Genomic DNA, 13,006 nt, shown 5'->3' with positions numbered 1-13,006 from the left:
ATGACCGATGTGACCGAGCGCAATGTGATTGCGCCTGAGCAGAGCAGGCAGCATGATGATGCCCATGCTGGGCAGTATGGCGAGAATGAGGCTGGGGCGCGCGTGATCGCAGCGTCGCAGGGGCCAAGCGATGAAGATACCGATGCCTTGCTGCCGGCGTCGCTGCTGGCCTTTCTGCCCTGCAGGACGCCCCTGAGCTGGGTCGAGGCGGCGCTTGAAAATCCGGAGCTGTTGCTGATCGACCATGCGCAGTGCGAGAAGAAAGCCGCCTCCACCGCCATGAGTCTGATGTACCGCTACGTGAACCGGCCGCTGTTGTTGACCAAGATGTCACAGCTGGCGCGCGAGGAGCTGCTGCACTTCGAGCAGGTAGTCGGGCTGATGGAGAAGCGGGGCATCGTCTATCGGCATATCAAGGCCTCGCGCTATGCCGAAGGCCTGCGCCAGCAGGTCAGGGATGAAGACCCGCAACGCCTGGTGGACATCCTGCTGATCGGCGCCCTGATAGAGGCAAGGTCGTGTGAGCGCTTCGCGCGCCTCATCCCGTATCTGGAACCAGAGCTTGCAAAGTTCTATCGCACTTTGGTTAAGTCAGAAGGACGTCACTATGAGGATTACCTCATGTTGGCAGAGCAATACACCAATGAACCACTGGAACCCCGTCTCGCGGTGCTACGTGAAGTGGAACGAGAGCTGATCGAAACCCCCGACGCTGTCTTCCGCTTCCACAGTGGTCAGCCGAGCGCACGACGGGCAGCGCGCGCCTCGGCCAGGGTGGGTCGGGACGCGATGGATCAAGGCACGAGAGACTAAGGCAAGGATCAAGGACAGGGGATCACCGGCGCCGTGGCAGGGCTGGCGTTTCGTTCGCGACTTTGAAATGGATGACACATGACGCAGGAAACATCTGGTCAAGCTCAACTGGCACTGCTGGGACATTTCCAGCTGACGTTGGGTGATGACACGCTGACTCAGTTCAGCTACGACAAGGTCAAGGCGCTACTTCTGCATCTGCTGCTGCATGATCAGGCCGTCTCCCGTGCCGGGTTGGCGGAGTTGCTCTGGCCGGATCAGGGGCTGTCCTCCGGACGGACCAACCTTCGCCACGCCTTGCATTGTCTGCGTCAGAGTCTCGGCGAAGAGGCTGACAACCTGTTGACGGTGTCGCGCCAGACCATCGCGCTGTCACTGCCGGAGCACTGGGAGCTTGATCTCGACGAGCTCAACGGCCTGCTGCTGGCACCGCCCTCCGTCGCCACTCTGGGAGAGATTCTCACCCTGTATCGCGGCGATCTGGTCGAGGAGCTCTCCTTGACCCAGTGCCCGGACTTCCAGCGCTGGATGATCAAGGTGCGTGGCGAGTGGCGTCAGCGCGTCATCCAGTTCGCCGAGCGGGTGCTGGCCACGGACGAACCACTGCCCGATGACGTGTTGCGCACGCTGGTCAGCCGCTTCTCCGGTTATGGTCCCTTCCATGAGCGCCTCGTGCGTCAGCTGGCCGAAGGCGGGCAGTCGGCCGCGGCCCATGAGCAGTTCAATGCCTTCCTGCAGCAGCTGGCGCTCTCCGGTCAGCAGCCGGACCCCGGCTTCCTGCAACTGGCTCGCTACTGGTCCGATGGCAAGAGCGAGACCATGAGTGCCATGACGCCGCAGGGCGCCATCTCACGGACCTTGTCATTGGACAGTGCGCCGCTGCGCGAAGAGGAAATCGATCACCGTCAGCTGTCGGTCATGGCCATTCGCCTGAGCGTCAAGGACAGTCATCGTGACCGCGTCTGGGCACGTGCCTGCCTGACGCTGCAGATCGAGCTGTTGCGCTGGCTGGAGCAGCAGTGCCATCACCTGGGCGGCTTCTGGCTGCCGGGCGCCACGGGGGGCGTGGGTCTGGCATGTTTCGGCACCCACGGTCCGGCGCATCAGCTCGCCGAGCTGGTCGCGCTCTATGAGCACTGCAGCAAGGCGATCCCCGATGAGATCGCCAAGCTGTGGGACGGCGAAGGCAAGCCGCCGGCCTTCTCGCTGTCAGCGGGCCTGCACTCCGGTCAGGTCATCTACCTGCCGGAGCGTCAGCTGGCCGACCCGCTGGGTCAGGTCACGCAATATTCCCTCGAGTTGATGACCGCCGCCGAAGGCAGCGAGCTGGTGATCTCCCAGGAAGCCAGTCAGCACATGCCGCCGGCACTGGACCTGCAACCCCGCTTGACCTCGCGCCTGTTGGCCGCTGATGGTCGCGTGCGTCTGCGCGCGCTGGTGTTGGGCAGCAGTGTCGGCACCCGTGAATCCTCACTGCCGACCTTGATCGGTCGCGAGGGCGAGCTGCGTCGTCTGCGCGATGCGCTGGCCCGCGCGAGCATCGGCCTGCGCCAGAGCGTGCTGGTCAGTGGCAACTCCGGCATGGGCAAGTCGGCCCTGATGGTCAATTTCCGTCAGCTGGAACAGAGTCAGGATGTGGGGCTGTGCTGGATGCCGACCACGCGTCTCTCGCAGCTGGAGCCCTACAGTGTCGTGACGGCGCTGATCCGCTGGCGTCTGGACGGCAATATCGATCGCGAAAGCGTCGAGCAGCTCTTCGAGTCCTCCGAAGCGCTGCAGGGTATCAGCGAGGAAGTGCGTCGCTCCTTCCATGCGGTGCTCGGCACGGCGGAAGATACTGCGGAAGACGAAGTGCTGATCCAGTCCAGCGAGACGGTCGAACGCGTCGTGCGCGTACTGCATCTGGTGATCGAGAAGTCAGCCAGCCTGCGTCCGCTGGTGATGATGATCGATGACCTGCAGTGGCTCGATGAGCCGTCGCTCAAGGTGCTGGCTGGCCTGCAGGCGCGTCTGCCGATCAACATCGGCTTCATGCTGGCCGCGAGCCATAATGGCCGCGACAGTCTGGCGGTCAAGCTCAACTGGGACCAGCACATCGCGCTGGGTCGCCTCGATCCGATGCAGGTCTCGCGCCTGCTGTCGCACCTGTCACGTCGCTATCGCCTGCACTTGAGTCCGCGCATGCGCAGCCAGCTCATCGAGCGCTGCGATGGCGTGCCGCTCTACCTTCAGGAAATCTGTCGCCGTCTCGACATGGATCGCCGTGAAGGGCGCCCGGTGCAGCTCGACGAATTGCCCAAGGGGCTGATCGGACTGCTCTCCAGTCGCATCGACCAGCTGGAAGAAGGGCGCGATGTCGCTCACGCCGCCGCGGTGTTGGGGCGTGTCTTCAAGCTGAGCTTCGTGCGCCAGAGCTGTGAGTTCGAGGAAGGACGGCTCAAGCGCGCCATCGAGAACATGCAGCGCCTGGAGATCATCGAGGCCTGCAGCAGCGACAGTGAATTCGACTACCAGTTTACCCATCAGCTGATCCAGGAAGCGGCCTATCTGTCGTGTCCGCGGGATGTGCGGCGCCGGATTCACCATCAGGTGGTCGCGCTGATCGAGGACAAGTACCCCGCCTGGATCAGTCGTCACCCCGGCTACTTCGCCGTCCACCTGCGCAAGTCGCAGAACTTCAGCCGTGCCGCGCGTTACTTCGAGCTCTCGGCGCGTGAGGCGCTCAAGATCAGCGCCAACCGCACCGCGCTCAAGATGGCGGACAACGGTCTGGCCTGCCTCAAGCATGTCGAGGGCCAGGAAGAGCGCGAGGTCAGCCTGCTGACGGTACGTGGCCAGTCCGGTTTCGCGCTGGAAGGCCATGGCTCACGCATTGCCCACGAGAGCTTCGTGCAGGCACGCAACCTGCTCAGCAGCCCTGCGCTGGTCGAGGACGACGAGCCGGACCTCGAGCAGGCCTTCATCGTCAAATGGGGCCTGTGGGTCGGCTGCAGTGAGCGTCATGCCCACGCCGATGCCTTCGCGCTGGCCTCGGGCCTCAGCGAGCTGGCGGAAGAGCTTTCCGATGATCGCTATCGTCGCCTGGCCGATTATGCGCGTGCCCACTGTGAGTTCTGGGCTGGTCGCGTGCGTGTGGCGGGCGAGCACCTGGATGAGATCGATCCGGTCAACCATCCGATGGTGCTCGAATGGCTGCCGTTCAGCGATCACCCGCAGGTGGCGGCCTCCTGTCTGCAGAGCTGGACATCGTGCCTGCGCTGCGACTACGTGAAGGCCGAGCAGCAGGCCGAGGCGGCGATTCGCATGGCCGAGCAGATCGGTCAGCCCGGTTCGCTGGCGATGGCGCTGATGTTCTCCACCTCCCTGTATCGCCAGCTGGGTCACACCCATCTGGCGACCCAGCGCGCCGAACGGGCCCTGGAAGTGACGCGTTCAGCGGACCTTCACCTGTGGCACATGGCCGCGCATGGCGTGCTGGGCTGGGCGCGGGCGATGAACGGCGACCGCGATGGCCTGTCCATGCTGCAGTCGAGCATGAACGAGTTTGCCGAGCTGACCGGTCGCGAGCGTCATCAGCGGCCCAACCTCTGGTACATGGACGCCGTGATGGCGCTGGGCGAGCACGCTGCCGCTGAGGAATACATGGAGAAGGTGCTGCTGGTCGCCCAGGAGCGCAATTCCTTCTACCTGTCAGAAGTCAGCTATCTGGTCGCGAGCCTGCGCAGTGCTCAGGGACTGCCGCTGGAGAAGGTACGCTCCCTGATCGAGCAGGGGCTGTCCTACTCCATCGAGCAGGAAAACACCCATCATGAAGCCATGGGGCTTGCCACCTGGCTGCGTCTGGTCGATGCCCATGATGCCGAGCGGTGTCAGCGCCTGAAGGTGTTGCTGGAAGAGCTGCCGAGCGCCGACGCCCCTGCGGTACTGGGCTGGCATCAGCTGGTGGAGATTGCCGAGGGGCGTGCGCGCCGCAAGGCGTCGTCACCGGCCTGAACGAAACGCTTGACGCTGTGAGAGTGTGAGCAAAAAGCCCCGCTGCCGTGACCGGCAGCGGGGCTTTTTGATGCGCGCGGAGCGATCAGCCGTGGGTGATCGCATCGACCAGCGGCAGTGCAAATTCACGCAGCTCCGGTCCCTGGCCACGGGCGATGATGTCGAAGGCCTGAGTCGGGCGCCAGTCGCCGAGCACGATGCGGCGCGCCCGCTCGCCATCGATCTCGAGTTCATGCACCGCCGGGCGATGCGTATGGCCATGGATCAGCGTGCGCACGTCGTGCTCACGCATCTCGCGCACCACTTCCTCGGGCGTGACGTCCATGATCGCCTCGTCCTTCTCGCTGTTGGTCTCGCCGGACTGCATGCGCAGTGACTGGGCCAGCGCCAGGCGCTGCTCCAGCGGCATGGCCAGAATCTGTGCCTGCCACTGCGGGTCGCGGGTCATGGCGCGGAACTTCATGTAGGCCTCATCGCGGGTGCACATGCTGTCGCCGTGCATCAGCAGCACGCGCTCGCCATCGAGCTCGATAACGCTCGGGTCGGGCAGAAGGGTTACGCCCGCCTCGGCGGCGAAGGTCTCACCGACCAGGAAGTCGCGATTGCCATGCATGAAGAAGATCGCGCTGCCGCGCTCGGCGATGCGCTTGAGCGCAGCGCTCATGCTGTCGGTGAAGTCGTTGCGATAGTCATCGCCGACCCAGACCTCGAAGATGTCACCCAGCAGGAACAGACGTTCGACGGCAGGTTGGCAGGTTGCCAGGCGTGCCAGGTAGTCGAGGAAGCCCCGGGCGATCTCTGGCGTGTCGGGTTGCAGGTGCAGGTCGGAGATGAAGAGGGTGGTGGCAGTCGTGTTCATGGTCGGGGTCCGCGAAGGTGGGCGGTCAGCAGGGCATCGCAGGGGCGCACTGCCGTGGGAGTTCATAACGCAAACCGCCCAGCCTGGCACTCGCGATCACGAGGCAAGGCCGGGCGGCAGGCACGCCTTGCGGCGTGATCAGGCGAAATCGCTTATTCGGTGATTTCAGCGCTGGTGATGATCACGTCTTCTGCCGGCACGTCGGCGTGGCCGTCGCGACGGGTGGTCTTGACCGCTTCGATCTTCTCGACCACGTCCATGCCTTCGACGACCTTGCCGAACACGCAGTAACCCCAGCCCTGGCTGGTCTTGCTGGTAAAGTTCAGGAAGTCGTTGTCATTGACGTTGATGAAGAACTGGGCGCTGGCGGAGTGCGGGTCCATGGTGCGAGCCATGGCCACGGTGCCGCGGTCGTTCTTGAGGCCATTGTCGGCTTCGTTCTCGATCACGCCATTGGTCGGCTTCTGGTTGAAGTCGGTGTCAAAGCCACCGCCCTGAACCATGAAACCCGGGATGACGCGGTGGAAAAGGACATTGCTGTAGTGGCCTTCACGCACGTACTGCTCGAAGTTGGCCGCGGTCTTCGGGGCCTTCTCGTGGTTGAGTTCGAGGGTGATATCGCCGTAGTTGGTGTGAAGAACGATCATTCGGGCTTCCCGGTCATCTGTCTTGCTCAAGTGTCAGGCAGGCGCGGCTTCATGGCATCGCCTGCGGGCGTCGCGCTATAATAGCGGCTTTGCATCCAGACACGAAAGCCTGAGCGGGCGGCAGGCGCGTGGATGCAGCCCCGATCATCCGTCTTGTTGTCCTTGCGCACGTTCGTTCAACCACATGACGACCCGCAATACGACGCCCAGGAACCACACAGAGGTGCAGCGAAACTTCATGAGTACCGAGACCCAGAGCGCTCCGAACTTCGTGCTTAACCAGATCCGCGAAGAACTCGAGGCCGGCCGTGCCGACAAGGTTGTCACGCGTTTCCCGCCGGAGCCCAATGGCTTCCTGCATATCGGGCACGCCAAGTCGATCTGTCTGAACTTCGGTCTGGCGCAGCAGCTCGGTGGCGATTGTCACCTGCGCTTCGATGACACCAACCCGGCCAAGGAAGAGCAGGCCTATATCGACGCCATCAAGGAAGACGTCGAATGGTTGGGCTTCGAGTGGGCCGGCAAGGTGCGCTTCGCTTCCGATTATTTCGACCAGCTCTATGCCTGGGCCCAGCACCTGGTGCGTGAAGGCAAGGCCTATGTCGATGACCTGTCGCCGGACGAGATTCGTGAATATCGTGGCACGCTGAAGGAGCCGGGTCGCCCGAGCCCTTACCGTGAGCGTAGCCCCGAGGAAAACCTCGATCTGCTCGAGCGCATGAAGAAGGGCGAATTCGGCGAGAGCGAGAAGGTGCTGCGTGCCCGTATCGACATGGCGGCGCCCAACATCAATCTGCGTGATCCGATCCTCTATCGTATCCGCCATGCCAGCCACCACCAGACCGGCGACAAGTGGAAGATCTACCCGTCCTACGATTTCACGCATGGTCAGTCCGATGCGCTGGAAGGCGTGACGCATTCCATCTGTACGCTGGAATTCGAGGACCATCGTCCGCTGTATGAGTGGTTCCTGGCCAATCTGCCGGTACCGGTCACGCCGCGTCAGATCGAGTTTGCACGCCTGAACCTGGACTACACCGTCACTTCCAAGCGCAAGCTGAAGCTGCTGGTGGACGAAGGCGTCGTCGATGGCTGGGATGATCCGCGCATGCCGACCATCTCCGGCATGCGCCGTCGTGGCTACACCGCGGCTTCCATTCGCAAGTTCTGCGACATGATCGGCGTGAGCCGCGCGGATGGCGGCATGGTCGAGATCGGCATGTTGCACCATGCCATCCGTTCCGACCTGGAAGACAACGCGCTGCGGGCCATGTGCGTGCTCAATCCGCTCAAGGTGGTGCTGACCAACCTGCCGGAAGGTCACGAGGAAGTCTTCGAGGTGCCCGGTCATCCGGCACGTGACGACATGGGCATGCGCCAGATTCCGCTGACCCGTGAGCTGTGGATCGATGCCGACGACTTCATGGAGGATGCGCCGAAGAAGTTCTTCCGCCTCGCGCCCGAGAAGGAAGTGCGTCTGCGCAACGGTTACGTCATCCGCTGTGATGAAGTGATCAAGGATGAGGCCGGCGAGATCGTCGAGCTGCGTTGCAGTGTCGACCTCGATACCCTCGGCAAGAATCCGGAAGGCCGCAAGGTCAAGGGCGTCATCCACTGGGTCAGCGCCGAGCACGCGGTGCCGGTCGAGGTGCGTCAGTACGAGAACCTGTTCCTGGAAGCCGAGCCGGACCGTGACAAGGATGTCGACTTCCTTGAGCACCTCAATCCGAACTCGCTGAGCATCGTCAAGGGCTTCGGTGAGCCGAGCCTGCGCAATGCCGCGCCGGAAACGCGTTACCAGTTCGAGCGTATCGGCTACTTCGTCGCCGACCGCCATGACTGCGTCGATGGTGCACTGGTCTTCAACCGCACCGTCAGCCTGAAGGACGGCTGGGCCAAGGCCCAGAAGAAGGGTTGATGGCAGCCAGGCCTCCCGCGGGAGGCCTGCTGGCATGACTTTTGACCCGCTTCACGGCCCGCAGGCTGATCCTGTACCTTCGATGACGAAGCTGCATGACCGGCCTGCGGGCCGCTCCATTTCGCAAGGCTGGCAGAGCGCTGTCAGCAAAGTAGCCAAGGGCGATGACTGAATGATTTCACTCGAAGATGCCGCGAGCACACTGTCCATCTACAGTACCCTGAGCCGGACCAAGGCACCCTTCGTGCCATTGGAAGGCAACAAGGTGCGCATGTACGTCTGTGGCGTGACGGTCTATGACCTCTGTCACATCGGCCATGCGCGTGTGATGGTGGCCTTCGACATCATCACGCGTTACCTGCGTGCGCGTGGCTATGACGTCACCTATGTGCGCAACATCACCGATATCGACGACAAGATCCTCAAGCGTGCCGACGAGAATGGCGAAGCCTTCGAGGCGCTGACCGAGCGCATGATCCAGGCGATGCATGAAGATGAAGGGCGCCTGGGGATCCTGCGTCCTGATCGCGAGCCACGGGCGACCGCCCACATCGGCGATATCATCGCGATGACCGAGACGCTGATCGACAAGGGCTTTGCCTACGCGGCCAGCAACGGTGATGTCTACTACCGTGTGCGTCGTTTCGAGGGCTACGGCAAGCTCAACAACCGTCAGCTCGATGACATGCAGTCCGGCGCGCGCGTGGAAGTGGAAGAGGCCAAGGAAGACCCGCTCGACTTCGTGCTGTGGAAGGCCGCCAAGCCGGGCGAGGCCAGCTGGCCGTCTCCCTGGGGCGATGGGCGTCCGGGTTGGCATATCGAGTGCTCCGCGATGTCGACCTGCTGCCTGGGCAACACCTTCGATATCCACGGCGGCGGGCCGGACCTGACCTTCCCGCATCACGAGAACGAGATCGCCCAGTCCGAAGCTGCCACTGGCCAGCAGTACGCCAATGTGTGGATGCATGCCGGCGCGGTGCGTGTCGGGCAGGACAAGATGTCCAAGTCGCTGGGCAACTTCTTCACGATTCGTGATGTGCTGGAGCAGCACAACCCGGAAGTGGTGCGTTACCTGCTGGTGGCCAGCCACTACCGCAGCGCGATCAGCTACGAGGCCAACTCGCTGGATGAAGCGCGTCGTTCGCTGGAGCGCTTCTACAATGCGCTGGAAAATGTCACGCCTGAGCAAGGCGAGGTGTCAGGCGACTGGCGGGCTCGCTTCGTGGCTGCCATGGATGACGACTTCAATACGGCCGGTGCGCTGTCGGTGCTGTTCGAGCTGGCTCGCGAGCTGAACCGTGCCAAGAAGGAGTCACCGCAGCAGGCGCCGGCGCTGGCCTTCGAGCTGACCGCGCTGGGCGGCCTGCTGGGGCTGTTCGGCCAGGACCCGGCGGTCTTCCTCAAGGGTGACACTGCTGCATTGTCGTTGTCGGAAGACGAGATCCAGGCGCAGATCGAAGCGCGTGCTGCCGCCAAGAAGGCCAAGGATTTCGCGGGTGCGGACCGCATTCGTGACGAGCTGGCCGCTCAGGGCATCATCCTCAAGGACTCCCGTGAGGGAACGACCTGGGTGCTGGAGGGCTGATGTCACTTGCGTGATGCGATGTCAGTATGAAAAAAACCGCCGTCCCGTGAGGGGCGGCGGTTTTTTGTGCGTTGTCGACCAGCACCGCTTTCGAATCATCTGCGATCAGCTGGCGAGGCGCTTGACCATGGCCTCGACCATGCGCGAGGACTGACGTGCGGCGACGTGCAGGAATTCCTCGAAGGACTGGCTGTTGTTGTCCTTGCCGGCGATGTCCGACAGTGCACGGATGACCACGAACGGCATGTCGTAGACGAAGCAGGTCTGGGCGATGGCGGCGGCTTCCATCTCGGCGGCCAGCATGTCCGGGAAGCGTGAGCGAGTCAGCGCGACCAGTTTCGGGTCTGCCATGAAGATGTCGCCGGTGCAGATCAGGCCTTCACGTGCCTTGATCTCGCCCTGGGCTTCGACGCACTCACGCGCGATCTTCACCAGTGCCGGGTCTGACGGGTAGGCGGCCGGCATCTGCGGCACCTGGCCGTATTCGTAGCCGAACACCACGGCATCGACGTCGTGGTGACGCACTTCGCTGGAGATGACCACGTCGCCGATCTCCAGATCAGAGGCGAAGCCCCCGGCGGACCCGGTGTTGATGATGGCGTCCGGCTGGTAGCGCTCGATCAGCTGGCAGGCACCGACGGCCGCATTGACCTTGCCGATGCCGGACTGCAGCAGCACGATCTTGAGGCCGTGCAGCTGGCCGACGTGGAAGGTGGAGCCGGCATGTTGAGTCGTGATGCTGTCTTCCAACAGCTCGGCGAGGATGGCGACTTCCTCGGCCATGGCGCCGATGATGCCAAGTGTCTTGAGGGACATGGTGAAATCCTGTAGCAGGGCCTGCGGGGCATCCTGTCATGCGATGCCCCGCGGCTAGAGAAGGTGTCAGCGAGAGGGGGGGGGCGTGCTTACTTGCCGGCCAGCTGGGCATCGTGCAGTTCGGCGGCGAACAGGGTGTTCTCCAGCAGCGAGGCAACGGTCATCGGGCCGACGCCGCCCGGTACCGGCGTGATCCAGCCTGCGCGCTCCGCCGCGGGGGCGAACTCCACGTCACCGACCAGTGAGCCGTTGTCGAGGCGGTTGATGCCCACATCGATGACGATGGCGCCTTCCTTGATCCACTCACCCTTGACCAGGCCCGGCTTGCCGACGCCGACCACGACGAGGTCTGCCTGGCGCACCTTGCTCTCCAGGTCCTTGGTGAAGCGATGACAGACGGTAGTGGTGCAGCCGGCCAGCATCAGCTCCAGTGACATCGGACGACCGACGATGTTGGAGGCGCCCACGATGGTGGCGTCCATACCGCGCACCTGCAGGCCGCTCTCGGACAGCAGGGTCATGATGCCCTTGGGTGTGCAGGGGCGCATCACCGGCAGGCGCTGCGCGAGGCGACCGAGGTTGTAGGGGTGGAAGCCATCCACGTCCTTGTCGGTGCGGATGCGCTCGAGAATCGGGCGTGAATCGAGATGCGCCGGCAGCGGCAGCTGCACCAGGATGCCATCAATGCTGGTGTCATCATTGAGCTGGTCGACCAGGGCTTCCAGTTCCTGCTGGGTGGTGTCAGCGGACAGGCGGTGCTGGGTTGAGAGGATGCCAGCCTTCTCGCAGGCGAGGTGCTTGTTGCGAACATAGACCTCGGAGGCCGCATCTTCACCGACCAGCACGACGGCAAGCCCCGGAATACGTTCACCGGCATCACGACGCGCATCGACCTGACGGCCTACCTGTTGGCGTACGCGTTCGGCAATGGCCTTGCCATCTATCAGTTGTGCTGACATCAGCGATCATTCCTTCTCGTGGGCGATAAATGCAGGAGGGACAACGATGGCCAATTTTCGCATGCCTTGCCCTCCAGTCAACGCCGAATGACGACCTTGGTCGAAAGCTGTCATGGGTGTCAGGTCTTTCGCAGGCATCCGCAGGTCAGATGACGGCGCCAAGTCACAGGCGGGAGTGGGACATGTCATGCGGTTATCGTCTTGAGTCTTCATCGGTAGAGGCGCAAGGAAAGGTAAAGGGTCCAAGCAGAGGCAGAAACAGATAGGGAGTGGCAAAGGGTGAAGCAGAGAGCGGAGTAAGGAGAAGGGTAGGGCGTATGGTAGAGAGTGGATGGCAGAGAGGTAGAAGGCATGAGGACAATAGTCAGTCCACCGGCGGTACTCAGCCGTCGCAAGTGATCACTGCGTCAGTGGCAGAGTCGATGACAGGCATGGCGTCATGTATCAGCAAGGAGAGATATTGGAGGCTGCAGCGCTGAATGCTCATGAGAGGTCATTGGCATGACAGCGCGAGGGGCAAACGATTCTCTTGGAAAGAATTCACGTAAGGGCTTGACCGCAGACGAAAGTTCGGTAGAATACGCCTCGCATCGACGGGGTTCGACGGTCGGTTGAAGACGGTTTCGGGATATAGCGCAGTCTGGTAGCGCGCCTGCTTTGGGAGCAGGATGTCGGGGGTTCGAATCCCTCTATCCCGACCACTTGGATACAACGTATCGCAAGGCTTCGGTCTTTTGAGACAGTATTCAGGGCTTTGTCCGGAGGTTGACTCGCAGTATCAGTTTCTGCGCCTATAGCTCAACCGGATAGAGCAACGGCCTTCTAAGCCGTAGGTTGCAGGTTCGAGTCCTGCTGGGCGTGCCATCGAGATGACGTTTGTCATCGAAGTGGATGTCGGAATGCTCTTCATAGAGCCTGATGACTGCGACCAGACGATGTGAAGATGTTCATGCAGTGGTGGGTGTAGCTCAGTGGTAGAGCCCCGGATTGTGACTCCGGTGGTCGTGGGTTCGAACCCCATCATCCACCCCATTGCATGTCAGCTTGAGCAGTATCAACGAGATGGAGACGACAGGCTTTCTGTCCAACCTCCAGAAGTGGTGGGTGTAGCTCAGTGGTAGAGCCCCGGATTGTGACTCCGGTGGTCGTGGGTTCGAACCCCATCATCCACCCCACGTCTCGATGAATATCAGGATGCTGCCTGGCCCACTTGGGCGGGCGGCATGCCGCAAAAGGGGGAGAAGGCCAATGGCTTTCTCCTCCTTTTTTTTGGTTTTTTCGCACTGCTCCATGCATGACGATTCCGGGTTGCCGGGCGCTCCAGGTGCCTGTCTGGCGGGTAGGTGGAGCAGAAAATGGCCGGGGTCCTTGAATAACTTGGACCAAGGCACCATATGAAAGGGTCATATCCGCGCT

General features: G+C 62.3%; 8 protein-coding genes and 4 tRNA genes. 8 read left to right on the top strand and 4 right to left on the bottom strand.

The window, feature by feature from the left end:
• Both CDPAHKCJ_RS03895 and CDPAHKCJ_RS03890 read left to right on the top strand, forming a co-directional pair.
• Window positions 1-813 carry a tRNA-(ms[2]io[6]A)-hydroxylase gene (locus tag CDPAHKCJ_RS03895; protein ID WP_166018749.1) on the top strand — a complete coding sequence of 271 codons (813 nt, stop codon included), beginning with the start codon at window positions 1-3 and terminating at the stop codon, window positions 811-813.
• A gap of 78 nt (window positions 814-891) precedes the next feature.
• Complete coding sequence (locus tag CDPAHKCJ_RS03890; protein ID WP_166018748.1) at window positions 892-4,806, top strand: AAA family ATPase; 3,915 nt, start codon at window positions 892-894, stop codon at window positions 4,804-4,806.
• Between the two features lie 85 nt (window positions 4,807-4,891).
• Here CDPAHKCJ_RS03890 and CDPAHKCJ_RS03885 read toward each other — a convergent pair whose 3' ends face one another.
• Both CDPAHKCJ_RS03885 and CDPAHKCJ_RS03880 read right to left on the bottom strand, forming a co-directional pair.
• Window positions 4,892-5,665 carry a UDP-2,3-diacylglucosamine diphosphatase gene (locus tag CDPAHKCJ_RS03885; RefSeq protein WP_166018747.1) on the bottom strand — a complete coding sequence of 258 codons (774 nt, stop codon included), beginning with the start codon at window positions 5,663-5,665 and terminating at the stop codon, window positions 4,892-4,894.
• A gap of 152 nt (window positions 5,666-5,817) precedes the next feature.
• The gene (locus CDPAHKCJ_RS03880) at window positions 5,818-6,312 is read right to left on the bottom strand and encodes a peptidylprolyl isomerase (protein WP_043331309.1); all 495 of its coding nucleotides are present in this window, start codon (window positions 6,310-6,312) and stop codon (window positions 5,818-5,820) included.
• 238 nt (window positions 6,313-6,550) lie between these two features.
• Between CDPAHKCJ_RS03880 and CDPAHKCJ_RS03875 the strand changes: the two genes are divergently transcribed.
• Together CDPAHKCJ_RS03875 and cysS are read left to right on the top strand one after the other, a co-directional pair.
• Entirely contained in the window at window positions 6,551-8,230 is a 1,680-nt protein-coding gene (locus CDPAHKCJ_RS03875) for a glutamine--tRNA ligase/YqeY domain fusion protein (RefSeq protein WP_166018746.1), read from the top strand.
• Between the two features lie 202 nt (window positions 8,231-8,432).
• Window positions 8,433-9,815, top strand: coding sequence for a cysteine--tRNA ligase (gene cysS / locus CDPAHKCJ_RS03870; RefSeq protein ID WP_166018965.1), 1,383 nt, complete (start codon window positions 8,433-8,435; stop codon window positions 9,813-9,815).
• Between the two features lie 105 nt (window positions 9,816-9,920).
• Here the strand turns inward: cysS and mtnN are convergent, their stop codons facing one another.
• Window positions 9,921-10,631: a 5'-methylthioadenosine/S-adenosylhomocysteine nucleosidase gene (gene mtnN / locus CDPAHKCJ_RS03865; RefSeq protein ID WP_166018745.1), complete on the bottom strand. Its 711-nt coding sequence runs from the start codon at window positions 10,629-10,631 to the stop codon at window positions 9,921-9,923.
• Between the two features lie 89 nt (window positions 10,632-10,720).
• Window positions 10,721-11,590 (bottom strand): bifunctional methylenetetrahydrofolate dehydrogenase/methenyltetrahydrofolate cyclohydrolase FolD, encoded by an 870-nt coding sequence (folD, locus tag CDPAHKCJ_RS03860; protein WP_054555494.1) that lies wholly within the window; start codon window positions 11,588-11,590, stop codon window positions 10,721-10,723.
• A 624-nt stretch (window positions 11,591-12,214) separates the two neighbouring features.
• Here folD and CDPAHKCJ_RS03855 point away from each other — a divergent pair.
• From CDPAHKCJ_RS03855 to CDPAHKCJ_RS03840, 4 genes are all read left to right on the top strand, one after another.
• Window positions 12,215-12,291, top strand: a tRNA-Pro gene (locus CDPAHKCJ_RS03855).
• An 86-nt stretch (window positions 12,292-12,377) separates the two neighbouring features.
• Window positions 12,378-12,454 (top strand) — tRNA-Arg (locus CDPAHKCJ_RS03850).
• Window positions 12,455-12,547: 93 nt separating this feature from the next.
• Window positions 12,548-12,622: transfer RNA gene (locus CDPAHKCJ_RS03845), tRNA-His, on the top strand.
• Between the two features lie 68 nt (window positions 12,623-12,690).
• Window positions 12,691-12,765 (top strand) — tRNA-His (locus tag CDPAHKCJ_RS03840).
• The last annotated feature ends 241 nt before the right edge of the window (window positions 12,766-13,006 follow it).

It is taken from the genome of Cobetia sp. MB87 (assembly GCF_011319755.1).
Taxonomy (GTDB): domain Bacteria; phylum Pseudomonadota; class Gammaproteobacteria; order Pseudomonadales; family Halomonadaceae; genus Cobetia.
This window is presented reverse-complemented; position numbering and strand designations above follow the sequence as displayed.